The sequence below is a fragment of the Streptomyces sp. NPDC001678 genome (assembly GCF_042892945.1).
Classification (GTDB): Bacteria; Actinomycetota; Actinomycetes; order Streptomycetales; family Streptomycetaceae; genus Streptomyces.
Window position 1 is genome coordinate 487792 of record NZ_JBIAUP010000006.1, and the last position, 24650, is coordinate 512441.

Annotated in this window: 17 protein-coding genes; 8 read left to right on the top strand and 9 right to left on the bottom strand. The window is 73.6% G+C overall.

Translation table 11 applies throughout. The annotated features are described in order from the left end of the window. Positions 1-34: 34 nt before the first annotated feature. Positions 35-1321: an LCP family protein gene (locus ACFYZR_RS16460; RefSeq protein ID WP_391910632.1), complete on the bottom strand. Its 1287-nt coding sequence runs from the start codon at positions 1319-1321 to the stop codon at positions 35-37. A 130-nt stretch (positions 1322-1451) separates the two neighbouring features. Here ACFYZR_RS16460 and ACFYZR_RS16465 point away from each other — a divergent pair, with 130 nt between their 5' ends. After that, positions 1452-2000, top strand: a complete 549-nt coding sequence (locus tag ACFYZR_RS16465; protein WP_391910634.1) for an acyl-CoA thioesterase — start codon at positions 1452-1454, stop codon at positions 1998-2000. 32 nt (positions 2001-2032) lie between these two features. On the opposite strand, the gene ACFYZR_RS16470 is transcribed toward ACFYZR_RS16465, so the two are convergent. Next, a complete protein-coding gene (locus ACFYZR_RS16470; RefSeq protein WP_391910636.1) occupies positions 2033-3538 on the bottom strand; it encodes an LCP family protein in 1506 nt (501 codons plus the stop codon). A gap of 239 nt (positions 3539-3777) precedes the next feature. On the opposite strand from ACFYZR_RS16470, the gene ACFYZR_RS16475 reads away from it, so the two are divergent. Further along, the gene (locus ACFYZR_RS16475) at positions 3778-4776 is read left to right on the top strand and encodes a glycosyltransferase family 2 protein (RefSeq protein WP_391910638.1); all 999 of its coding nucleotides are present in this window, start codon (positions 3778-3780) and stop codon (positions 4774-4776) included. A gap of 121 nt (positions 4777-4897) precedes the next feature. Here ACFYZR_RS16475 and ACFYZR_RS16480 read toward each other — a convergent pair whose 3' ends face one another. The 4 genes from ACFYZR_RS16480 to ACFYZR_RS16495 form a co-directional block, all read right to left on the bottom strand. After that, positions 4898-6721 (bottom strand): LCP family protein, encoded by a 1824-nt coding sequence (locus ACFYZR_RS16480; RefSeq protein WP_391910640.1) that lies wholly within the window; start codon positions 6719-6721, stop codon positions 4898-4900. 96 nt (positions 6722-6817) lie between these two features. Then, positions 6818-8584 (bottom strand): LCP family protein, encoded by a 1767-nt coding sequence (locus ACFYZR_RS16485; protein ID WP_391910642.1) that lies wholly within the window; start codon positions 8582-8584, stop codon positions 6818-6820. Between the two features lie 300 nt (positions 8585-8884). Then, on the bottom strand, positions 8885-10294 hold the full coding sequence (locus ACFYZR_RS16490; RefSeq protein ID WP_391910644.1) for an LCP family protein: 1410 nt from the start codon (positions 10292-10294) through the stop codon (positions 8885-8887). Positions 10295-10445: 151 nt separating this feature from the next. After that, complete coding sequence (locus ACFYZR_RS16495) at positions 10446-11198, bottom strand: TIGR03089 family protein (protein ID WP_391910646.1); 753 nt, start codon at positions 11196-11198, stop codon at positions 10446-10448. 139 nt (positions 11199-11337) lie between these two features. Between ACFYZR_RS16495 and ACFYZR_RS16500 the strand changes: the two genes are divergently transcribed. From ACFYZR_RS16500 to ACFYZR_RS16510, 3 genes are all read left to right on the top strand, one after another. Beyond that, entirely contained in the window at positions 11338-12885 is a 1548-nt protein-coding gene (locus ACFYZR_RS16500) for a peptidoglycan recognition protein (protein WP_391910648.1), read from the top strand. A gap of 83 nt (positions 12886-12968) precedes the next feature. Continuing rightward, positions 12969-14051, top strand: coding sequence for a sugar phosphate nucleotidyltransferase (locus tag ACFYZR_RS16505; protein WP_391910650.1), 1083 nt, complete (start codon positions 12969-12971; stop codon positions 14049-14051). 27 nt (positions 14052-14078) lie between these two features. Next, on the top strand, positions 14079-14996 hold the full coding sequence (locus ACFYZR_RS16510; protein WP_391910652.1) for a DNA-3-methyladenine glycosylase family protein: 918 nt from the start codon (positions 14079-14081) through the stop codon (positions 14994-14996). A 179-nt stretch (positions 14997-15175) separates the two neighbouring features. Here ACFYZR_RS16510 and ACFYZR_RS16515 read toward each other — a convergent pair whose 3' ends face one another. From ACFYZR_RS16515 to ACFYZR_RS16525, 3 genes are read right to left on the bottom strand one after another with little or no spacing between them, the layout of a single operon-like run. After that, positions 15176-16498, bottom strand: coding sequence for a coenzyme F420-0:L-glutamate ligase (locus ACFYZR_RS16515; RefSeq protein ID WP_391910654.1), 1323 nt, complete (start codon positions 16496-16498; stop codon positions 15176-15178). After that, a complete protein-coding gene (gene cofD, locus ACFYZR_RS16520; protein WP_391910656.1) occupies positions 16495-17466 on the bottom strand; it encodes a 2-phospho-L-lactate transferase in 972 nt (323 codons plus the stop codon). Before cofD ends, ACFYZR_RS16515 begins: the two co-directional genes overlap by 4 nt. Positions 17467-17525: 59 nt before the next feature. Continuing rightward, on the bottom strand, positions 17526-18050 hold the full coding sequence (locus ACFYZR_RS16525; RefSeq protein ID WP_391910658.1) for a cysteine dioxygenase: 525 nt from the start codon (positions 18048-18050) through the stop codon (positions 17526-17528). A gap of 702 nt (positions 18051-18752) precedes the next feature. On the opposite strand from ACFYZR_RS16525, the gene ACFYZR_RS16530 reads away from it, so the two are divergent. The 3 genes from ACFYZR_RS16530 to ACFYZR_RS16540 all read left to right on the top strand — a co-directional run bounded on the left by ACFYZR_RS16530 (position 18753) and on the right by ACFYZR_RS16540 (position 24624). After that, entirely contained in the window at positions 18753-19016 is a 264-nt protein-coding gene (locus ACFYZR_RS16530; RefSeq protein WP_004952403.1) for a WhiB family transcriptional regulator, read from the top strand. A gap of 299 nt (positions 19017-19315) precedes the next feature. Beyond that, positions 19316-23059, top strand: a complete 3744-nt coding sequence (locus ACFYZR_RS16535; RefSeq protein WP_391910660.1) for a glycosyltransferase family 2 protein — start codon at positions 19316-19318, stop codon at positions 23057-23059. After that, on the top strand, positions 23056-24624 hold the full coding sequence (locus ACFYZR_RS16540) for a DUF5719 family protein (RefSeq protein WP_391910662.1): 1569 nt from the start codon (positions 23056-23058) through the stop codon (positions 24622-24624). Before ACFYZR_RS16535 ends, ACFYZR_RS16540 begins: the two co-directional genes overlap by 4 nt. Positions 24625-24650: the final 26 nt, after the last annotated feature.

Consider the following 24650-nt stretch of genomic DNA (forward strand, 5'->3'; position numbering starts at 1 on the left):
GCCGTCGTCGTCACCGCCGTCGTCACCGCCGCCGTCACTTCGGGGCGACGGCGGTGACCTTCTCGTCCTTCTTCAGCTGGTCGAAGAGCTGCTTGGCCTTGACCTTGTCCCACGCCACGGCCTCGCCGTCGCCGCGCGTCGGCAGGTTGGGGTTGCCGATGGGCACGGTCAGCTGCTGTCCGTCGCCGCCCGTGACGCCCTTCATCGCCCAGAACATCGACCCCAGGTCCCACAGCCCCATGTCCTTGTCGACGACGAGGGTGTCCAGCCCGGAGCCGATCACGGGGTAGAGCCGGAAGGGGTTGAGGACCGTCGAGGGCGAGGCGGCCTGCTTGGCGAGCGTGTTCAGGAACTTCTGCTGGTTGCGCATCCGGCCCAGGTCCTGGTCGGCCTCCTGGTGCCGCTGGCGGACGAAGGCCAGCGACTGCGCGCCGTTCAGCGTCTGGCAGCCCGCCTTGAAGTCGGCGCCCGAGTCCCGGTCCTTGACCGGCTTGTCGAGGCACATGTCCACGCCGCCCAGCGCGTCCACGAGATTGCGGAAGCCGCCGAAGCCGATCTCCGCGTAGTGGTCGATGCGCAGCCCGGTGTTGTACTCGACGGTCCGCACGAGCAGCTCGGCGCCGCCGTCGGAGTAGGCGCGGTTGAGCTTGTGCGTGGACTGGGCGTACTGCTTCCCGGACGTCGCGCCGGTGAAGGCGGGGATCGTGACGTACGAGTCGCGCGGCAGGCTCAGCATCGTGGTGCCGTTGTCGCCCGTGTGGAGGATCATCATCGAGTCGGTGCGCTTGCCGTCCGCCGACCCGGTGTGGAGGTCCTTCTTGTCCTGGTCGGACAGGCCCTCGCGGCTGTCGGAGCCGACGATCAGGTAGTTCGTGCCCGAGCCCGCCGCGGGGCGGTCGGCGACCTTGGCGAGGTCCACCTCGTGGCGCAGCTTGCCGTCGGCCCAGAAGTACGTGCTCACGGAGACGACCAGGGCCGTGGCGACCAGCGCGATCGCCCCGATCTTGATCCGCTTGCGCCAGTCGGGGGCGCCGGCCCGTGCGCCCGGGCCGCCCGCGCCGCCGCCGGGGTTCCCCCGGCCGGTGCCGCCGCGGCCGCCGCCGCTGCCGTGTCCGTAGACCTGTCCGGTGTTGTAGCCGTCGGAGGGGGCGGGGGCGTCGTAGCCCTGTGGCGGGCGGTACTGCTGGGGCGGAACCTGTCGGGGCGGCGCGGGACGCCGCACATGCGGCATGGCGCGGGCGCCCTCGGGCTCGGTACCAGTGCTGCCGCGCCCGTACCGCTCCTCGGGCGCGCCGTTCCGCCGATCGGGCCAGTCATTCATGCAACCGAGTGTGCCTGCCGCGCGGGCCCGGTCACAGGGCGCCTGGGAAACCGGTGCGGTCCTGTTGCAGAGCTGATGCACATCCCGGGTGCCCGGCGGGGTGTCCGGCGGTCCCCGCATACTGGTGGACATGACCAACCAGGACCGGGGAACGGATCCGGAGATATCCGGCAAGCCGACATCGGCTTCCCGTACGACGCTCTCCCACATCATGACCGGCAACGACACCAATCTGCTGGGCACCGTCCACGGCGGTGTGATCATGAAGCTGGTGGACGACGTGGCGGGCGCGGTCGCCGGGCGGCACTCCGGCGGGCCCGCGGTCACCGCCTCCATGGACGAGATGGCCTTCCTGGAACCGGTCCGCGTCGGTGACCTCGTGCATGTGAAGGCCCAGGTGAACTGGACCGGCCGGTCCTCCATGGAGGTCGGCGTGCGGGTGCTGGCCGAGCGGTGGAACGAGTCCACGCCGGCCGTCCAGGTCGGCAGCGCCTATCTCGTCTTCGCGGCCGTCGACGCCGACGGCAAGCCCCGGCCGGTGCCGCAGGTGGTCCCGGAGACCGAGCGGGACCGGCGGCGCTACCAGGAGGCGCAGATCCGGCGGACGCACCGGCTCGCCCGGCGCCGCGCGATCATGGAGCTCCGGCAGAACCGGGCCGCCGAGGGCTTCGAGGACTGACCGAGGGTTCACCAAGGGGAGAAGGGCCGGGTTCAGGTCTGCTCCGGGCAGACCGCCTGGTCGCCGGTGACCACCGGGATCCGGTCCGGCCGGTCGGGCTCCTTGGCCCGGACGGGCCGGACCTCGGTGAAGTCCGTGCCGAGGAGCACCTTCATCAGCGGCCCCTGGCCGGCCACCGGCCGCAGCCCGGCGCCCGGCAGGGCGGCGGCGAGCGAGCGGGCCGAGCGGTCCCAGCGCGGGTCGTAGGTGATCGTCGTGTGCCTGACCGCGGGCGGCGGGGCGTCGAGGGGCAGCCCGGTGGTGAGGAAGCCGGTGGCCCGCAGCGCCTGGTCGGCGCCCCGGGCCAGCCCCGGGCGGCCGCTGGCGTTGAGGACCTGGACCCGGATCCGCTCGGGGGCGACGTCGACGGCCTCGGCGGGGGGCTGATTGCCCTCGGCGGGCGGCTTGGCGTCCTGGGGGCGGTGGGGGGAGCCCGGGGCCGCGCCCACGGGCCGGTCCTCGCGCAGGGCCTGGAAGAGCTTGCCGGCCGCCGCGTCGTCCCAGCGCACGGTCGAGCCGACGTTCGGCACGGGGTAGTCCGCCACGGCGATCGGCACGGACATGAACTCGGTCGAGGCGGGGCTCAGATTCCGCATCGCCCTGCCGAGGTCCACGAGCTCGTCGGTGCCGAAGCCCCGGTCCGCGCGGACCGAGCCGACCACGGAGGAGGCGACCTCCTGGAACTTCACCGGGTTCAGCAGCACCCCGCCGTCGGCGGCCTTGTGCATCAGCGAGGCGAGGAACCGCTGCTGCCGCTGCATCCGCCCCAGGTCGGCGGCCCCGTCGAGATGGCGGGAGCGCACGTACTGGAGGGCCTGGCCACCGTCGAGGTTGCTGGTGCCGGCGGGCAGGTCGAGCCCGGAGTAGGTGTCCCTGAGCGGTCTCACGGTGCACACCCGCACCCCGCCCACCGCGTCGACGGTCCGCATGAAGCTGGTGAAGTCGACCTCCATGTAGTGATCGACGTGCAGTCCGGTCAACCGCTCCACGGAGCGCACGGTCAGCCCGGGGCCGCCCTCGGCGTAGGCGGCGTTGAGCTTCTGCGGATGGGCCGGCCGCGTCCGGCCGAACTCGTCCGTGCGCTCGGGGATCTCGGTGTAGGTGTCACGCGGCAGGCCGACGACGGTGGCCCGCTCGCGGTCGGCGGAGAGGTGCACCAGCAGGATCGTGTCGGTGCAGTGACAGGCGGTGCCGCCCAGGCGGTAGCGCCTGCGCTCGTCCTCGGTGATCCGGTCGCGGCCGTCGGTGCCGACGAGCAGGACGTTCATGCCCCGGCCGCCGTCCGGCCGGTTGGACAGGCCCTCGAAGGCGTCGACCCGGCCGATCCCGCCGGAGAGCCCGGAGACCACCGCGTGCCCGATGCCGCTCGTGCCCAGCACGGCCACCGCGGCGATCGTGGCCAGCCGCATCCCCCAGCGCGGGGGGCGCGGGGTGCGGTGGCGGGCGTTGACCGGGCGGGGAGCGGAGCGGGGGGCGGAGGAGCGGGCCGGTGCGGTCACTGGGGGACCTCCGCGAAGATCGGGCGGCGTGCCGGGGACGGGTGGGGACGGGTGTGACGCTTCCCTCGCCATGCGGACACAACGTAGGCCCATACGATGATCTGTCTGCGGCCCCACGCCGTCCGCGCCCGCTCCGCCACCCGGGCGGGGCGGAACCACGTCCCCCATTGGCGGTAACGTGGCCGACGTTTCCGTCGTCCGCCGGGTGGTGATCCCGACCCCCGTACCCCCGAGGAACCATGCGCGATCAGCAGCTGCCAGCCGTTTCCGTGATCATGCCGGTGCTCAATGAAGAGCGGCATCTGCGCACCTCCGTGCGGCACATCCTGGAGCAGGAGTATGCCGGTGAGCTGGAGGTGGTGATCGCCCTCGGACCGTCCACGGACCGTACGGACGAGATCGCCGCGGAGCTCGTCGCGGAGGACTCCCGGGTCCACACGGTGCCGAATCCCACGGGACGGACCCCCGCCGCGCTCAATGCCGCGATCAAGGCATCACATCACCCGATCGTGGTACGCGTCGACGGGCACGGGATGCTCTCGCCGGACTACATCGCCACCGCCGTGCGGCTCCTGGACGAGACCGGCGCGCAGAACGTCGGCGGCATCATGCACGCCGAGGGCGAGAACGACTGGGAGATGGCCGTCGCCGCCGCCATGACCTCCCGGATCGGCGTGGGCAACGCGGCCTTCCACACCGGTGGCCAGGCCGGGCCCGCCGAGACCGTCTACCTGGGCGTCTTCCGGCGCGAGGAGCTGGAGCGGCAGGGCGGCTACAACGAGGAGTTCATCCGCGCCCAGGACTGGGAGCTGAACTTCCGGATCCGTGAGGCGGGCGGGCTGATCTGGTTCTCCCCGGAGCTCAAGGTCTCCTACCGGCCCCGCCCGAACGTGCGGGCGCTGGCCAAGCAGTACAAGAACTACGGCCGCTGGCGCCATGTCGTGGCCCGCTACCACCAGGGCTCGATCAACCTGCGCTATCTGGCGGCCCCGGCCGCCGTGTGCGCCATCGCGGCGGGCGTCGTCGTGGGCGCGACCGTCAGCCCCTGGGGCCTGGTCGTCCCGGCCGGCTACCTCGCGGCGATCACGGCCGGTTCCGTCCCGGCGGGCAAGGGCCTCCCGGTCGGCGCGCGGCTGCGGATTCCGGTGGCGCTGGCGACGATGCACATGTCGTGGGGGTACGGCTTTCTGACCAGCCCGCGGTCTTTGGCGCGGAAGGTCATCGCCAGCCGGCGGTGACCTTCCAGCCCCTCCGGCGCTTGAGGAGCGGGGGCCTTCGCCCCCGGGGCCCTGCCCACCTGCGGGTGTGTCGTGGCTGGTCGCGCAGTTCCCCGCGCCCCTGATGGGGCGCGGGTAGCGCTCAGAACCGGTTCGCCGTGTTCACCTTCATGCACGCCGAGGCGTCCGCACCGTTGAGCGGGTCCGAGCTTTCGGGCGCCTTGTTCTCGCCCGTGGGCTTCCCGGACGGCGTGGCCGACGGGGTCCCCGACGCGTCGGGCGTCGCGGCCGGGTCGGCCGCCGCCGCGTCCGCCCGGGCCGCCGCGTCCGCCGGATACGCCGTCCCCGTACGCCAGTCCCCGCCCACGACCAGCGTGATCTGCCGGACCTCGGGGGAGTGCCGCACCGCCGAGTCCGGCAGCCCGAGCGCCTTGGCCACGGCGAGGGCGTCGGCGCGCTGCCCGGCCCTCGGATAGGTGATCGTGGTGTCCGCCTGCGCGCGCGGCGTGGAGTCCGAGATCGCCTTGGCGAAGCCCTGCTTGACCAGGAACGCGGCGATGTCCGAGCCCCGGCCGGTGGCCGGCGGCTCCACCGCCGTGCCGGTGCCGTTGAAGACGGTGACGGCGATGTCGTTCTTACGGGCGGGCGGGGCGGTGGGCGCCTGGGCCTTGTCGTCCTTCTTCTTGTCCTTGCCGTCCAGGGCGATGTCGTTGCGCACGAGCGAGAAGAGCTTGTCGGCGTCGCCCGCCTTGGGTATCACGTGCGCGTCCGGGTTCTGCGGATCGGTGGCCCACGGCATCGTGGTCATGGTGATCCGGCCGGACGGCACCCGCTTGATGTCGTCGGCGAGGTCGTAGAGCTCCTTCACCGAGCCGAGGTCCTTGTCGACGGTGAGGGCCTTGGTGGCGGCCTCGGCCAGATCCGTGAGCTGGCCCGGGTCGCTGAGCTTGGTGCCGGACTTCAGCTGCCGGACCATCGCGTTCATGTACATGTGCTGCGCGTGGGTGCGGCCGATGTCGCTGCCGTCCTCGAAGCCGTGCCGGGTGCGCAGCCACTGGAGGGCCTGCTTGCCCTTGATGGTGTGGCTGCCCTTGGTCAGCTGGAGGCCGGACTTGTCGTCGCGCACATTGGCGTCCACGCACACGGGGACGCCACCGACCGCGTCGGCCATGTTCACCACACCGGAGAAGTCGATCATCATGAAGTGGTCGATGGGGATGCCCGTGAGCTCCTCCCAGGTGGCGACCGTGCAGCCCGGGCCGCCGTTGACCAGGCTGGTGTTGATGATCTGACGGTCGGTCGACCTGTAGACCTTGCCAGTGTCGGGGTCGGTGCACTTGGGGATCGTCACCCGGGTGTCGCGGGGGACGCTGATCACCGACATGTTGCTGCGGTCCGCCGAGACGTGGACCAGCATCTGGACGTCGGCGAGCGGCGGGCGGTCGGCGTCGTCGCGGGCGCCGCCGAGCTCCTGGTTCTCCTTGCTGCCCCGGCTGTCGGAGCCCAGGAGGAGGATGTTCAGCGGGCGCTGGCCGGCCGCGTTGGCCACGCTGCGGTCGAGCTGTTTGTCGCCGAGGTTGAGCTTGTTCTTGCGGATGTTGTTGTTGAGGTGCTGGTAGTAGAAGTACCCCGCCCCGGACACCCCGAGGACGGTGACCGCGACGCCGAGCGCGGTCCAGCGGGCTATTCGGCCGATGCGGCGCCGGGGGGCGCCGCCGGATTCCTTGGCGCCTTTGGTGCCCTCGGAGCCCTCGGAGCCCTCGGAGCCCTCGGAGCCCTTGGCGTCCTCGGAGCCCTTGGCGTCGGCGGCCTTCGGCGTGCTCTGCTCCGGGACGCCCTTCTTCGGAGAGCGCTTCTCCTTCGACCCCTTCGGAGAGTCCTGGGGTCCCTCCGGAGCGTCCTGCTCCGGCGTGGTCCCCCGGGCGTCGCGGGACTTCTCTCCCCGCACGCCGCTGCTCTGCCGCATCGGGCCTCCCCTGGCTGGTGTCCGGCCCGATGGGCAGGCGTGTCGTACCTAATGAGTATTACTGCGTTATGAGATGCGAAAGCCCATTGTCAGGGTTCACTTGGCGCAGATGTTCTCATCGTCGGCTTCGACTTTCTGAATCCCCTCCGGTGCCTTCTTCGGGGCGGCCACCGGGATGCCCGCGCCCTTGAAGTCCGCGCCGAGGGTGAGCGTCATCTCGGCGGTGGGGGACGCGTCGGCCGTCGTCTGCTTCAGGGCGTCGACGGGGAGGCCCATGTCCTCCGCGAGGCGGCGCGCCTGATCGGCCTGGTTGGGGGCGAACTGCAGCAGGGTTTTATCCTTTTTGCCCCCTGCGGCGTTGCCGCCGTTGGCGGTGTGCGTCATGCCCTTGCCGTTCTGCATCCAGGCGACGGTTTCCTGGGCGGCGCCGACCCGCCCACTGCCGTTGAACACCTTGACCCGGACCTTCGCGGGCTCGGCCTTCGGGCCCTGGAGCAGCGCCGCCTGCTTGGCGTCGGCCTGCTCCTGCGCCTTCTTCTCCTTCTCCTTCGCCTCGGTGAGGGAGACGTCCTGGCGGACCATGGCGAACAGCGGATCGGCCTTGGGCTTGTCCAGGACGACCGTCTTCTTCACCTTGCCGTCGGCGGGGTTGTCGACGACGGGGACGGTCGCGAAGGTCACGTTCTTCAGATTGACCTTCCTGAGCTCCTTGGCCAGGCTCGTCAGCTTGCTGATGGAGCCTATGCCGGTGTCGACGGTGAGCGAGTTGGTCGCGGCGTCGCTGAGGTCGTAGAGCTTCTTGGGGTTGGTCAGGGTGTCGCCGGACTTCATCTTCCGGAGCATCGAGCTCAGGAACTGCTGCTGGAGCTCGATCCGGCTGAGGTCGCCGCCGAAGCCCACGGAGTGCCGGGTCCGGACGAAGGCCAGGGCCTGCTCGCCCTCGACGGTGTGCCGCCCCTTGGTCATCTTCAGGTGCGAGTCGCGGTCGTTGATGTCCTTGGCCACGCACACCTCGACGCCGCCGACCGCCGAGGAGAGCTCCTTGACGGCATTGAAGTCGGCCATCATGAAGTGAGTGACCTTCAGGCCCGTCAGCTGCTCGACGGTCCGCCAAGTGCAGCCCGGGTCGCGGTCCTCCTGGCCCAGGCTCTCGTTGAAGCGCACGCCCTTGGAGCCGGGGATGGTCTTCGTGGAGCCGTTCTTCTGCTTGGTGGGGCAGTCCGGGATGTCCGTGATCATGTCGCGCGGGATGGACAGCGCGGTGGCGTTCGTCCGGTCCTCGGAGACGTGGAAGAGCACGGTGGTGTCGGCGTGGCCGACGCTGCCGTCGTCGCCGTAGCCGGTGTTGCCCTTGCCGGAGCGTTTGTCCGTGCCGATGACCAGGATGTTGAGCGGTCCCTTGGTGAACACCCCGTTGTTGATACCGACGTCGATCTTGTCGATGTTGTCGTTGAGGTGCTGGTAGAGCAGGTACCCGCCGACCGACGCGACCACCAGGACCACGCCGACCGTGCCGCCGGTCCACATCAGGACCTTCTTCTTGGCGGTCGTCTTCTTCTTCGGCTTGGGCCGGCGGCGCCCGGTGGCCGTCGCCTTGGCCGCGGTGCCCCGGCGGCCACCGGCTCCCGTGCCGCGCTGGCCCGGTACGGTGCGGCCGCCGCCGGGCTTCGGCCTGGCGGAGGCGGGCGGTCTGGGCGATGTGCGAGGGGCCTGGCCGGGCGTCGCGGCGGAAGCTTCACGGGGCGCCGGCGCGGGCCCCCCGGCTTGATCGAGACGCAGCTCGTAGCTGCCCGTCTCGGGGTCGAACACCCATTGGTCGGCGGGGTCGATACCGCCCGCCCGCCCACGGCCTTGCGCGTCCACGGTCGCTTGAATCCTCCGTCGGTGCCACGCGGCGCCTACCCCCCTTGAGGCGCTCGGAGCGTTGTTTGTGCAGTGCGCGGTCAACCCGGCGTGCGCACCGGGTCGCTCACACTATCCGCCCAGTTCAGCGTCAAGCGACGCCCGTGACAAATTGCACTCCCCTACAACTGGGCAATCTGCCCAATCCCTTCGCGGAGACTTCGCGGAGAGGGGTGGAGAGGGATGTCGAGACGAACGCGGAGACGAAAAACCGGTCGGGTCGTTTGACGGTTTTATCGCGTTTGCGGCTTTGAGTGGCGATCAGCCGCACATCCCGCGCGCCGCCGTGGTGCCCTGATAGGTCGGCGGGACGGTGGAAAGCGGTGAGGGTGCCGTGGTCGCGGGGGGCGTCTGGGGCACCTGGGACGCCATGGGGGCCGCCGACGAGGGGGCGGGCACGGTCCGCGGCGCGGGCGCGACCGGCGCCTGCGGGGGCGGCGCCGGCGGCCCGGCGGGCGACGCGGCCGACGCGGGGGGCGCGGGCGGCGCCTCGCCACTCTCGCCCGTCCCCGTGCCGTCGCCCCCCTCCGGCCCCGGATCCCGTCCGGCCCTGCCCCGGCCGTGACGGTCGTCACCCGGCTTGTCGTCGGCCGGGCGCACCTGAGCGTTCACCGACACCGGCTGGTCCAGCCGCAACTGACGGAACAACTGGTCCGCGTCGGGCTGGACGAGCTCGTCGCGCGCGCTGTTGAACGCGTACGGCCGCCGAGGGACCGTCAGGAACTGCACCCGCTCGGTGGGGATGTCCCGCACGGTGCGCACCAGGTCGTAGAGCTTCCTGAGCGAGTCCAGCCCCGCGTCCGTGGTCACCGACTTGGTGGCGGCGTCGAGCACCGGGTAGAGGCGGGCCGGGTTGAGCAGCAGACCCTCGCTCCGCATGTCCCGCACCAGGGCGCCGAGGAACTTCTGCTGCCGCCCCATCCGTTCGGTGTCGCTGCCGTCGCCCAGGCTGTAGCGGGCCCGTACGTAGCCGAGGGCCTGCTCGCCGTTGAGCGTCTGGTTCCCGGCGGGCAGGTGGAGCTTGGCCTCGCGGTCGTCCATGGGCTTGTTCAGGCAGAGCTCCACGCCGTCCATGGCGTCCACGAGGTTCTTGAAGCCATTGAAGTCCAGGACGATGTGATGGTCGATCCGGATCTGAGTGATGTTCTCGACGGTGCGGATGGTGCAGGCGGTGCCCGCGAGCTCGTACGCCCAGTTGAACTGCGCGAAGCGCTCGTTGGTGTACGTGCCGTCGCGCTTGCGGCAGCTGGGGATCGTCGCCATCAGGTCGCGGGGGAGGCTGACGGCGGTCGCGCTCTTCCGGTTGGCAGCCAGGTGCAGCAGGATCGTGGTGTCCGAGCGCTGGCTGCCGCTGTCCTCGCCGTACTTGCCGTTGCCGGAGCCGCTGCGGGTGTCGGAGCCGATGATCAGGATGTTCTGGGCGCCCCGCACCAGCGCGCTGGGGCGCTGCTTCTCCCAGCGGCGCAGCTCCTCGGCGGTCTCGTCGTCGGTGGTGATGTTGCTGTTGAGCTGCTCGTAGAGCACCCAGCCCAGCCCCGCGACGGCGAGCACCAGCACCGCCGCCACCGCTGCCAGCCGGCGCAGCCAGCGCCGTCGGCGGCCCGGCCGGCGGGGCGTCGGCGGCCGGCCGTACGGCTCCCCGGTGAAGGGGCCGCCCGGCGGGCCGGACATGCCTGGACGGTTCACGGCTGCGCTGCGTCCCTCCTCCGCGGAGTCGGTGGCGTACGCGCCCCGTGAAGCCCGGCGTCCGGGCGGGGCCGGGTGCCGGTGCCCGGGGGGCACGTACCCCGATCATCGCCCGGACGCGGCGCTCCGGCAGCGTCTACAGGGCCGTCACGGTGACGCGCTCGCTCGCGCGCCGCTGGTCCAGGGCGTCGGCGGACAGCCGGTCGGCGTTGCGGCACAGCACGACGGAGCCGCCCGCCGCGAGCGGTGCGAACAGGCCCGCGGAGAGGCCCTCCCAGGTGTCGTACGCCAGCCCGGACAGCAGGCGCGAGCCGGTGCCGAGGCCGAGCCGGGCGGCGTCGGCGGCCGCCCGCCCGACGAGCTCCGCGCCCGTCAGCTCCAGCCCGTCCACGGCGAGCGCCGGGGCGGTGGGGTCCACGGGGGCGTACGGGGCGAAGCGGTCGCCCTGGCTCGGCACCTCGACGGCGTAGTCGGCGAAGCCCGCCGGGGCCTCGGGGAACCGGCCGCCCAGGGGGCGCAGGGCGAGCGCGACGCGCTCCCCGGAGCAGGCGCGCGCCGCCTCCAGCGTGTCCGGGCCGCTGACGACCAGGTCCGCCGTGGCCGGGTCGCCGCCCACGTCGGCGACCACGCCGACCGAGGAGCAGGCGAGCAGCCAGACGGCCGTCTGCCAGTGGGCGGGCAGCAGCAGCGCGAGCCGGTCGCCGGGCTCGGCGGCGAGCTCGCCCTGGAGCAGATTGGCGGTCTTCGCCACCCAATTGGCGAAGGTGGCCACGGACAGTTCCACGCGCTCGCCGGTGGCGTCGTCGTAGAAGGTCACGAGCGGGCGGGCCGGGTCCGCGGCGAGCGCGGAACGCAGCAGGTCGGCGGGGGTGCGATCGGTGGCGTTCATCGGCGCCAGGGTACGCGGCGCGAGCGGTGACGGTCAGTCGGACGGAGGTGTCCCCGGGGGCGGCGGGACGCCCGCGGAGCCGACTCGCCGTCAGCGGATCAATGGACAGATTAGTACGTATATGTCCAGGATTTCTGGCATGCGTGGAAATCTCGTCCCCCCGGCCGCCACCCTCTGCGCCGCCGCCCTGACCCTGTCCTTCCTCGCCGCCCCCGCCTCCGCCACGCCCTCCGTGGCGATCCCGCCGCACCCCGCCCTGCCCCGGGCCGCCGCGCCGCCCAGGGTTCCGGGCGCCACGCACTCGCTGCGGCTCGTCCCGCTCGGCCACGCCCACCGGGCGGCCGCGGGGCACGGCCGGGTGCGCGGGCCCCAGGGGCTGCCCGCCCGGGAGGTCCCGCCGTTCTCCCTGGTCGGCATCGTCTGGGACGACGCCACCACGGAGCTGCGCGGCCGGGCCCAGGTGCGCACCCGTCCCCTCGGGGGGCAGCGCTGGTCCGAGTGGCAGGACGTCCAGACCCACGACGACGACCGCCCCGACCTCGACTCCCCCGAGTCCCGCGCCGGCACCCTGCGCGGTTCCACCGCCCCGCTGTGGGTGGGCGCCTCCGACGCCGTCCAGGTCCGGGTCAACCCCGAGCCCGCCGCCGGGGGCCGGATCGCCGAGGGCACCGCCCTGCCCTCCGGGATGCGGGTCGAGCTCGTCGACCCCGGCCACGACCCCGGCCCCGCCCGCCCCCGGGCCGGCCGGGGCCGCTCCGCGCCGCCCCCCGCGCCAGGCCCCTCCGACGAGGAGGCCGCCAGCTCGGCCGCCAACTTCCCGCTGGCCCCGCTGGGCGCCACCGAGATCCCCGCCGTCGGCAGGCCCGAGTCGGCCAAGGACATCGAGGCCACCCACGTCGACGGCACCAACGTGGCCGAGGGGCACCCGATCTCCGACGGCCACGGCGCCGCCGACCCGGAGGCCGAGCCCACGGAGAGGCCGCAGCAGGGCACCCCCGACAGCGGCGCCGACAACGGCGACGGCGAGGGCAGCGCCGACGTCACGGACCCCGAGGCCGACCCCGACCTCGACGCCGGCCGCTACGTCGGGCCGCGCCCGCGCATCGTCACCCGGGCCGGCTGGGGCGCCGACGAGTCGATCCGCGAGAAGGGCTTCGTCTACAACAAGACCGTCCGCGCCGCCTTCGTCCACCACACCGCCTCCGGCAACGGCTACGGCTGCGGACAGTCCCCCTCCGTCATCCGGGGTATCTACCGCTACCACGTGGTGAGCAGCGGCTGGCGGGACATCGGCTACAACTTCCTCGTCGACAAGTGCGGCACGGTCTACGAGGGCCGGTCAGGCGGTGTGGCGAAACCCGTCAGAGGTGCCCATACTCTCGGTTTCAATACCAACAGCATGGGCATCGCCGTGCTCGGGACCTTCGGAAGGAGCGATCCGTCCAGCGCCGCGCTCACCGCCGTGGCGACCCTCACCGCGTGGAAGCTCGGCCTCTACGGCGTCAACCCCGCCGGCACCGCGACCCTGGTCTCGGGCGGCGGCAACCTCTTCAAGAAGGGCAGCTCCGTCAGGCTCAGGGCCATCTCCGGACACCGCGACGGCTACGCCACCGAATGCCCCGGCGACCAGCTCTACAACCGGCTCGGAACAGCCCGCTCCACGGCCTCCCACCTCCAGGGACGCTGACCGGGCGCGGCCGGAACCGCACGTTCTGCGTACACTGGCCGCCGATCACGGCCCGGCCCCGGCAGGAAAGCAGAGACGACAAGGTGACTGAAGCGATCCTCCTGGTCGGTGGCAAGGGCACCCGGCTGCGCCCGCTGACGATGCACACGCCCAAGCCCATGGTCCCGGCGGCGGGCGTCCCGTTCCTCACCCACCAGCTGGCCCGGGCCAGGGCGGCGGGCGTCGACCACATCGTGCTCGCCACCTCCTACCTGGCCGAGGTCTTCGAGCCGTACTTCGGCGACGGCTCCGCGCTGGGACTGCACCTGGAGTACGTCACCGAGGTCGAGCCCCTGGGCACGGGCGGCGCCATCCGCAACGTCGCCCACCGGCTGCGCTCGGGCCCCGACGAGCCGGTCCTGATCTTCAACGGCGACATCCTCACCGGCCTGGACATCGAGGCCCTGGTGGACACCCACCGCACCACCGGCGCGGACGTCTCCCTCCACCTCACCCGGGTCGCGGACCCCCGGGCCTTCGGCCTGGTCCCCACGGACGCCACGGGCCGCGTCCAGGCCTTCCTGGAGAAGCCCCAGACGCCCGAGGAGATTGTCACCGACCAGATCAACGCGGGCGCGTACGTCTTCAACCGCTCGGTCATCGACGAGATCCCCACGGGCCGCCCGGTCTCCGTGGAGCGCGAGACCTTCCCCGGGCTGCTGGCCGCCGGCGCCCACCTCCAGGGCATGGTCGACTCCACGTACTGGCTCGACCTGGGCACCCCGCAGGCGTTCGTCCGCGGCTCGGCGGACCTGGTCATGGGCCGCGCCCCGTCCCCGGCGGTCCCCGGCCGCTGCGGCGACCGCCTCGTCCTCGACGGCGCCGAGGTGGCCCCGGACGCCAAGCTCACGGGCGGCACGGTCGTCGGCGCGGGCGCGCGCGTCGAGCCGGGCGCGCTCGTCGACGGCAGCACCGTCCTGGACGGCGCGGTGATCGAGGCGGGCGCCGTCGTCCGCGACTCCCTCGTCGGCGCCGGAGCGCGCGTCGGGGCGCGTACGGTCCTGGACGGCGCCGTCATCGGCGACCGCGCCGAGGTCGGCCCGGACAACGAACTGCGCGCCGGGGCCCGGATCTGGTGCGAGGCGCGGATCCCCCAGGGGGCGATCCGCTTCTCGTCGGACCAGTAGGCCGTCTCAGCGACGTACCCTGGCCGAATGGCCTCCCGCACGTGGGCCCCGCCCACCGGCGGCCCCTACGACCTCGGACGCACCCTGGGCGTCCTCGCGCGCGGCCCGGGCGACCCGGCCTACCGCGTGGACGCGGACGGAGCGCTCTGGCGGGCGAGCCGCACCCCGGAGGGGCCCGGCACGCTGCGGCTGACGTACGACGGCTACGACGGCCGGGTCCACGCCGAGGCCTGGGGCCCGGGGGCGGAGAGGCTCCTGGACGGCCTTCCCGCCCTCCTGGGCGCCGAGGACGACCCCGCCGCGTTCACCCCCCGCCACCGGCTGCTGCACGAGTCCCACCGCCGTCACCCGGGCCTCCGGCTCGCCCGCACGGGGCTGGTCCTGGAGTCGCTGATCCCCTCGGTCCTGGAGCAGAAGGTGACCAGTGACGAGGCGTACCGGGCGTGGCGGCTGCTGCTGACCCGGCACGGCGAGCCGGCACCGGGCCCGGCGCCCGCCGGCATGCGCGTGATGCCGGACCCGGCGGGCTGGGCCCGCATCCCGTCCTGGGAGTGGCACCGGGCGCACGTGGACGCCAAGCGCTCGGCGACGATCGTCCGCGCGGCACGGGCGGCGGCCCGCCTGGAGGAGGCGGCGGCCATGGACGACACCCGCGCGGCGGCCCGTCTCCAGGCGATCCCCGGCATCGGCCCCTGGACGGCGGCGGAGACGCTCCAGCGCAGCAACGGGTCGCCGGACGCGGTGACTGTTGGCGACCTCCACCTGCCGGGCGTCGTGGGCTACGCGCTGACCGGGTTCCGCGGGGCGGACGACGCGGCGATGCTCGACCTTCTGGCGCCGTACGCGGGGCAGCGGCACCGGGCGTGCCGGCTGATCCTCCTGTCGGGGGTGACCCCGGAGCGCCGGGGTCCGCGCTTTACCGTGCCGGACTTCTCCCGCATGTAACGGTGGTTGTGGGCAATCGTTCCGCAGGGCTGGGGGCACCTCCCAGCGGTAGCTGGGGGAGGGTGGGCACAACCCGGACGACGGCCCGCACCACCCCGTGGGCACCCCCGGTTCGGGTGCGGCCCGGTGGGCGGGTTTGCGCCCACCCGTCCCGCCCAGCGGGACGATTGCCCGCAAACCTAGCGGACCGTCACGAACGGCTCCGCGTCGCGCGCGGGCCGCGCCGGAGGCGACGCCGCCGGGCGGCCGATCGCGACCGCGCCCATCGGGTCCCAGCCCTCGGGGAGGGCGAGAACCTCCCTGACCACCTCGGGACAGAACATCGTCGACGACACCCACGCCGACCCCAGCCGCTCACTCGCCAGCGTGACCAGGAAGTTCTGCACGGCCGCCCCGGCGGCGACCACGAACATCTCCCGTTCGGCGGCGGCCCGCCGCGCGTCCGGGTAGGCGTGGGCGCCGTCCGTCACCAGGCACGGCACCGCCAGGTACGGCGCCTTCCGCAGCACGTCGCCCCGGCGCACGCGCCGGGCGATCCGGTCCTCGGAGAGGCCGTCGGCGCGCAGGTCCGCGATCCACGCGTCCCGCATGGCGTCCAGCAGCCGCGTCCGCGACTCCTCGGACTCCAGCAGCACGAATCGCCAGGGCGTCGTGTGGTGCGGGGCCGGGGCGGTGACGGCGGCGGCGACGGCCCGGCGCACCGCGCCCGGGTCCACGGGGTCGTCGGTGAACTCCCGGACGGTCCGCCGCAGCGACACCGCCTCCTTCACGGCCTCCGAGGTCCCCAGCCGGAACATGTCGTCGACGGCGGGCCGCACCAGCCAGCACGCGCCCTCTTCGTCGGCGTCATCGGTGACCACGTGCGGCAGCCCCCGCACCACGGCCACCGGCAGCCCACCGGCCTTGCCCTTGACCAGGTCACCGGCGGCGGCGAGCTCGTCGACCGTCGCCACCACCGTCGCGACCAGCGGATTGCCGTACGCGTCGACGCCGCCGCGCAGGTCGTCGGCGACCCGTACGCCCGCCGCGCCGATCGCGAAGTCCGTGACGCCCTTGCGCCAGGGCCGTCCGGCCGTGTCGGTGACGACGACGCCGACGTCCACGCCGAGCGCCTCGCGCAGGCCCTCGCGGATCCGCCGGGCCGAGGCGTCCGGGTCCTCGGGGAGCAGCAGAACCGTCCCGGCGCGGGTGTTGGACGCGTCCACGCCGGCGGCGGCCATCACGAGCCCCAGCCGGTTCTCCACGACGCGCAGCGTGCCGCGCCGGGCCACCAGCCGTACGGTCTCGGCGTCGATCGCGGCCTCGCGGTCCTCGGCGGCGAGGATCCGGCCCTCGGCCTTGCTGAGGATCTTCGAGGTGACGACGAGGACGTCGCCGTCGGCGAGCCCGGGCAGCCCCTCGCCCAGGGCCGCGCCGGCGATGATCTTCGCCAGGTCGTCCCCGGGGCGCACCTCGGGGATGCCGGGCAGGGCCCAGACCCGGTACTCGGGGGCCGCGCTCACGCCCGTACCTCCTCGGCCAGGGCCAGCGCCGCGCGGGCCATGGCGGCGGTGGCGTCGACGTCGGTCATCATCAGCGGCACGGCCCGGCAGCGGATGCCGGCCTCCTCGACCTCGGCCACGGCGTCCGCGTCGACGGAGTCGACCAGCCAGCCGTCGAGCAGCCCGGAGCCGTAGTAGCGGGCCACGGCGGCGGCGGTGGACTCGACGCCGACGGCGGCGAGCACCTTGTCGGCCATGCCGCGCACGGGCGCGCCGCCGACGATGGGGGAGAGGCCGATCACCGGGGCGGCGGCGTCCGCGACGGCCTCCCGGACGCCGGGGACGCCCAGGATCGTGCCGACGCTCACCACGGGGTTGGAGGGCGGGAAGAGGACGACGTCGGCCGCCGCGATCGCCTCCAGCACGCCCGGCGCAGGCTTGGCCTGCTCCGCCCCGACCGGGACGATCGCGTGGGCGTCCACCGAGGCCCGCATCCGCACCCAGTACTCCTGGAAGTGCACGGCCTTGCGGGCGCCCGGCCCGCCCTCGGGGTCGTCGATCATGACGTGGGTCTCGACGCGGTCGTCGCTCATCGGCAGCAGGCGCACGCCCGGCTGCCAGCGCGCGCACAGCGCCTCGGTGACGGCGCTCAGCGGGTACCCGGCGGCGAGCATCTGCGTCCGCACGATGTGCGTGGCGAAGTCGCGGTCGCCGAGGCCGAACCACTCCGGGCCCACGCCGTAGGCGGCGAGCTCCTCCTTCACGGCGAAGGACTCGCCGGCCCGGCCCCAGCCCTGCTCCTCGTGGATGCCGCCGCCGAGCGTGTACATCACGGTGTCGAGGTCCGGGCAGACCTTGAGCCCGAACAAGTGGATGTCATCGCCGGTGTTGCCGATGACGGTGATGTCCGCGTCGGGGACTGCTGACATGAGGCCACGAAGGAAGCGGGCGCCCCCGATCCCGCCGGCCAGAACCACAATGCGCTGCATGGCCGCAGTCTTTCAGGAGCGCGCCGCCATATTGAAGGGCGGGCCCGGGGCGTCCCGTTCTAGCTCGTCACGGCGGCCTGGCTCGTCACGACGGCGGACGGCCGTCCGGTGGAGGCGCACAGCGGCGGCCGGTGCATCGGCATCTCGGTGAGCCCGGGGTAGTAGACGTGGAGGCTCACGGCCGGTTCGAGGGAGTCGTTGACGACCTCGTGGGCGTACCCGGGCGCGAAGACGCGCTGGGCGCCCGCCCCCAGCGTGTGGCGCGTGCCGTGCGCGGAGAGCTCCGCCAGTTCGCCCTGGAGGACGGTGAGGACTCCGGAGGACGGGCCGTGGTCGTGGAGGCCGCTGCCCTGGCCGGGCACCCAGCTCAGCAGCCAGACCTCGTAGCCGGGGCCGGTGCGCAGCCGGTGGTACCAGCGGGTGGTGGCGTCGTAGCGCACCAGCGGGGCCCAGGAGGCGGTGTCGGCGGCGATGGCGCGGGCCAGGCCGGCGAATTCGGCGACGGTGGCGGGGTGGGCGGCGGGCGTCGGCATCAGGTGGGGGAGGGCGAGCGGGTCGCCGGCGATCTGGACGTCGCTGTTCATGGGGGTATGGATCCTCGGCGCGGGTGCCGGTACGGCGCTGGAGCGCGCGTACGCGTGGCAGGAGCGATCAGAGACAGGAAGCGGGAAAAGGCGATCTCAAAGGGAGATCAGCTGGAGCGGGAGGAGCCGGGAACCGGCTTCGGTCGCGTCAACAGCTGGAACAGCGACAGCGCGCCTGCGCAGCACAGCGGGACCCGTAGGCACGGGTCAGGCTGCGGTTCCCCGGGGCGGAGGCCAGGGGGAGGGAGTTCGCTGGCATGTCACCAAGGAGACCGGCTCGTCCGTGCCTCTGTCAACCGGGTGTCCGTTTTGGGGGGATGTTTCACCCGTGCGGTTACTGATTGGAGTGAAGGGTTTGCTTGCCGGTGTGTATGGACACCGGACGGGCGACCGGGGTCGTCAAGATCGGGTGCAACGGGTTCGCCGCAGGTGGCGTCCTTTCCTCTGAGGCGGAAAGGCCCCCGTCCCGGACCGGGTCGGAAGTGGCTTTTGTGGCGACTGGTGGAAGTGTCCACTCTTGAGGTGGTTTGGCAACTTTCCGCGCGCCCTTGGTTCCGCAGAGTGAATAAGGGGCTCAATAGCAGATCCCGGCTTGACTGCCCCGGATCGGCGCACTTGTAATTTCACTCGTGTCGTTCTGCCGCACCTGACCACCTGACACGCGGCAGCACACGGGGACGCATTGACAGACGAGGGGCGCACATGACCGAGCTGTTCCAGCAACTGCTGGTCGAGGAGGCGGACGAGGAGCTCGGCTGGCAGGAGCGCGCATTGTGCGCTCAGACCGACCCCGAGTCCTTCTTTCCCGAAAAGGGCGGATCCACACGCGAGGCGAAGAAGGTCTGTCTCGCCTGTGAAGTCCGTTCCGAGTGCCTTGAATACGCGCTGGCCAACGACGAACGCTTTGGCATCTGGGGCGGTTTGTCCGAGCGCGAACGCCGCCGCCTCAAGAAGGCCGCGGTCTGAAGGCCGCGGTCCACGAGACCGGCGTCATGGCCTGACGGGATGTCTTGTTCAAGGCCGGCCGTTCCACGGCCGGGCGAAGAGACCGCGGAGCCGTCCGCTCCACCCACACCCGCACCACGCTCCATACCGCACGGTCCGCCTCTCGCGCCCCGCAAGCGAGAGGCGGACCGCTGTGTTCACAGCCACTAGGGTGGGGGCCCGTCCGAGACATACCGACGCCCTCCCCGGGTCCGCGCGCCCCTGAGAGCGGCGCTCACACGTCCATCGCAGTCTCCACTGAACCGGGGCCCGCACCTGCCATGTTCGACCCCACCACCCCCGCGCTGCTCGACCCGGCCCTCCCGCCCGCGTTCCCGCGCCACGTCGTCACCGCCGTACTCGTCGCCCACGACGGCGCCCGCTGGCTGCCCGACGCCCTCGCCGGGCTGCTCGGCCAGGAACGCCCTGTCCAGCAGGCCGTCGCCGCCGACACCGGCAGCGCCGACGACTCCCGCCGGCTCCTCGCCGACGCCCTCGGCCCCGACCGCGTCCTCCACCTGGCCCGGCGCGCGGGCTTCGGCACCGCCGTCGACGAGGCCGTCCGCACGGCCCCCGTCCTGACCGCCGACGACCTCCCCTATCTCAGACGCTCCAGCGGCTGGGACCCCGCCGGCCGCACCTGGACCGAGGACGCCCCCGGCGCCGAGCGCGCCGACCTCGAACCCGTGCAGTGGCTCTGGCTGCTCCACGACGACTGCGCGCCCGAGCCCGCCGCCCTCCACGAACTGCTGCGCGTCGCCGAGGCCGAACCGGACGCGGCCGTCATCGGCCCCAAGCTCCGCAGCTGGTACGACCGCCGCCAGCTCCTGGAGACCGGCGTCTCCATCGCCCGCAGCGGACGCCGCTGGACCGGTCTCGAACGCCGCGAACAGGACCAGGGACAGCACGACCAGATCCGGTCCGTGCTCTCCGTCTCCACCGCCGGCATGCTGGTGCGCCGCGACGTCTGGCAGGAGCTCGGCGGCTTCGACCCCCGCCTCCCGCTCATGCGCGACGACGTCGACCTGTGCTGGCGCGCCCACGCCGCCGGCCACCGCGTCCTCGTCGCCCCCGACGCCGTCCTGCGCCACGCCGAGGCCGCCTCCCGCGAGCGCCGCCCCGTCGACTGCGCCGGCCGCAAGCCCGCCAACCCCCACCGCGTCGACAAGGCCGGCGCCGTCTACACCCTCCTCGCCAACACCCGTGGCGCGCTCCTGCCGTACGTCATGCTCAGGCTCGTCATCGGCACCCTGCTGCGCGTCCTCGGCTACCTCATCGGCAAGGCGCCCGGACAGGCCCTCGACGAATTCGCCGGATTCGCCGGCGTCCTCCTGCGCCCGGGGCGCGTGCGCGCGGCGCGCAAACGACGCGGCGAGCCCCGGATCGCCCCCGCGGAACTCCGGCCGCTCTTCCCGCCCCCCGGCGCGACCGTCCGCGCCACCCTCGAACAGCTCGCGAGCGACATCGGCGCCCGCACCGACGACACGGCCCCGTCCTCCGGACGCCACGGCGGCGTCGTCGAGTCCGGCCCCGGCGGGGACGACGCCGACTACCTGGAGATCGAGCAGTTCGCCCGGCTCAGGCGCCTGGCCCGCAAGCCCGCGCCCGTCCTCTTCACGCTCCTGCTCGTCGTCTCCGCCGCCGCCTGCCGAGACCTGTTCGGCGGCGGCTCGCTCTCCGGCGGCGCCCTCCTGCCCGTCCCCGCGCACCTCTCCGACCTGTGGTCCGCCTACACCGACGGCTGGCACCCGGTCGGCGTGGGCAGCACCGAGAACGCGCCCCCCTACCTCGCCGTACTCGCGACCCTGGCGACGCTCCTCATCGGCTCCCCCGGCACCGCCCTCACCGTCCTGCTGGTCTGCTCGGTCCCGCTGGCCGGGCTCACCGCCTACTTCGCCTCCCGCCCCCTCATCGCCTCCCGCCCGCTGCGTGCCTGGGCGGCCGTCGCCTACGCCTTCCTGCCCGCCACCACCGGCGCCCTCGCCACCGGCCGGCTGGGCACCGCCGTCCTCGCCGTGCTGCTGCCGCTCCTGGCCCGCGCGGCCGTCGTGGCCACCGGCCTCCGCGCGCCGGGCGCGACCCCCACCTGGCGCGCCTGCTGGGCGTACGCCCTCCTGCTGACCGTCACCACCGCCTTCACCCCTGTGGTGTGGCCGGTGGCGGTGCTCCTGGGCATCACGGCCCTCGCGCTGAACTGCGTCCGGGGCGGCGCCGGCCGGGCCGCCGCCGTCCACGGCCCCCGGCTCCTCGCCGTGGCCGCCACCCCCGTGCTCGTGCTCGCCCCCTGGTCGCTGGGGCTCCTCACCCACCCCGCCCGCTTCCTCGCCGAGGCCGGGCTGGCCCAGGGGCACGGCACGGCCGGCCCCCTGCGCCTGCTCACCGCCGACCCCGGCGGGCCCGGCACCCCGGGCGCCCTGCTGTTCGCCGGAGTCGTCCTGGCCGCGCTCGCCGCCCTGCTCCGCGCGGACCGGCGCCCGGCGGTCCTGACCGCCTGGACCGTCGCGCTCACCGGAATGCTCTGCGCCGCCCTCGTCAACCGCACGGTCTGGGCCGGGCCCGGCACCCTCCTCTACGGACTCGCCCTGATCGCCGCGGCCGCCGTGGGCGCCGAGGGCGCCAAGGAGCGCGTCGCGGCGCACGGCTTCGGCTGGCGCCAGCCGGTCGCCGCCCTCGTCGCGCTGGCCGCCGGGGCCGCCCCCGCCGCGGCCGCCGTCGTCTGGGCGACGCACGGCGCCGCCGGACCGCTGGAACGACGCGACCCGGTGCAGGTGCCCGCGTTCGTGGCCGAGGAGGCCGGCACCCGCGACCAGGCCCGCACCCTGGTCCTCGGCGGGGACACCGGCCGGGTGACGTACACGCTGGTCCGCGGCGCGGGCGCCCGGCTGGGCGACGCCGAGCCCCTGGCGGCCGCCGGCCGCGAGCGCGGGCTGGACGCCATGGTGGCCGCACTCGTCGCGGGCTCCGGCGCCGACCAGGCGGGCCGCCTCGGCGACTACGCCGTCGGCTACGTCCTCGTCCGCGACAGCGCCCCCCGCGCCATGGCCCGCGTCCTCGACGCCACCCCCGGGCTGACCCGGCTCGGCAAGGAGGACCACAGCTCCCTCTGGCGCGTCGACCGCCAGGTCGCCCGCGTCACCATCGTCACCGGAGCGCGACAGCCCGACGGCACCCGCGCCACCGCCCCGGTCCCCGTCGCCGCCGGGCCCGTGACAGCCCGCGCCACCATCCCGGCCGGGCCGGGCCAACGGGTCCTGCGCCTGGCCGACAAGGCCGCGCCGGGCTGGCGGGCCACGCTGGACGGACGGGCGCTCAAGGCCGTCACCGTCGACGGCTGGGCCCAGGGCTTCGCCCTGCTGGCCCGGGGCGGGAAGCTGTCCGTCGGCTACGAGGCCCCCGTGGCGCGGACCGCCTGGCTGTGGACCCAGGGGCTGCTCGCCGCCGTCCTGGTCGTGCTCGCCCTGCCGGGCCGCCGCCGTGAGGTCGACGACGACCTGCCGGAGGACGGCACCGCGGCGGCCGCGCCCGTACCGGCCCAGGCGGGCCCGGGGGAGGGCCGCCGCGCCCGCAGGCTGCGCGCGGCGACGGCCGCGACGGACGGCGACGCCACCGCGCCCGCGACCCCCGAGCCCGCTCCGGCGCCCGAGGCCGTTTCATACGATCCCTACAACCCGTACGAGCAGCAGCAGGCCATGGCCGACGCCGATCCGTACGCCGCCGTCCCGCACCAGCAGCAGTACGCCGAGTGGGACCAGGCCCAGGGACAGGCCCAGGGGTCCTACGGACAGCAGCAGCCGTATCAGGAGGGCGGCTATGCCACCGGTACCGGTTACGACACCGGGTACGGAACCGGCTACCCGTCCGGCCACGGTCCCGGCCATGACGGCACCCACCCCGGGCAGGCGCAGTACCCGGCGGACCCCTACGCGGGCGGCGCGCACGACCCGTACGGTTACGGGCACCGGCCCTACGACACGACGTACGGCGGGGGCGAGGGGCCCCACCGTGACGGGAGCCAGCAGCAGTGAACCGCACCACCCTGTCCCTGTTCGCCACGACGGCCGTGCTCGCCGTCATCGCGGGTGTCGCCGCGCTCAACCCGCCGTCGGGCGACGACACGGGCACGCGGCCCGCTGGCCGGATGCCCGTGCAGCGCTCGACCCTGCTCTGCCCGGCGCCGACCTCGTCGGACGTGGCGAGCACGACGTACACCGCTTTCACGCCACCCGGGAAGGGCGCCCCGGCGGCCGGTTCCACGGCGGATCTGCTGCCCGCGGCGGGCCCGGCGCGCACGGACGGCAAGAAGGACGAGCCGAAGAAGGGCGCTTCCAAGGACGACAAGAAGACTGACGGGAAGACTGACGGGACAACGGACGGGAAAAAGGCCGAAACCGATCCGGGTAAACCCGTCCTGTCGCTGAAGGAGCCCGGCAAGCCCGTCACGGCCACCACGGAGCGCTCCGACGCCCCCGCCCTCCTCGGCTCCGCCACCGGGCCGCTGGCCCCCGGCTGGAGCGCCCAGCAGACGACCACCGTCGCCGCGGGCAGCGGCCGCGGACTGCACGGCCTCTCCTGCGCGCCGCCCGACACCTCCTTCTGGTTCCCGGGCGCCAGCACCGCCAAGGGGCGCCAGGACTACGTCCATGTGTCCAACCCCGACAACTCGGCGGCCGTCGTCGACCTGGAGCTGTACGGCCCCGACGGCCGGATCAAGGCCCCCTCCGGGGAGGGCGTTGCCATCCCGCCGCGCTCCACCGTCCCCGTGCTGCTGTCGTCCCTCACGGACGCGCCCACCGAGAACCTCACCCTCCACGTGGCCGCCCGGTCCGGCCGCGTCGGGGCGGCGGTGCAGGCGTCCGACGACAAGACCGGTGGCGACTGGCTGGCCCCGGCCGCCGACGTGGCGGCGGGCGCGGTGCTGCCGGGCATCCCGGCTGACGCCACCTCCGTACGCCTCATCGCCTTCGCACCCGGCTCGGACGACGCCGACGTCACCGTGCGGCTCGCCGGCGCGAGCGGCTCCATCAGCCCGGCCGGACATGAGTCGCTGCACGTCAAGAGTGGTATGACCACGGCCGTCGACCTGGGGGACCTCACCAAGGGCGAGGCGGGCTCCCTGCTGCTGACCGGCGCGCGCGGCAGCGGCACGGTCGTCGCCGCGCTGCGCGTGACGCGCGGCAAGGACGACAAGCAGGAGACCGCCTTCATCCCCGCCACCCCGGCGATCGAGACCCGGGGCACCGTCGCCGACAACCGCGCCAAGGCGAGCACGCTGTCCCTCGTGGCCCCCGGGAAGGACGCCCAGGTGACGGTGACCGCGTCGGCGGGCAGCGAGGGCGGCACCCCGGTCAGCAAGTCGTACACGGTCAAGGCCGGGACGACCCTCACCGTCGAGCCGCCCCAGCCCGCCGACGGCAAGGGCGTGTTCGCGGTGACCGTGGAGAAGGTCTCCGGCGGCCCCGTGTACGCCTCGCGCATGCTGGCGCTGCCCAAGGACGGTGTCCCGATGTTCACGATCCAGCCGGTTCCGGACGACCGGTCCACCGTGGCGGTCCCCAGGGCCGAGCAGGACCTGTCGATGCTGAACGGCTGACGGGACGGCCCGCCCGTGGGGGCGGG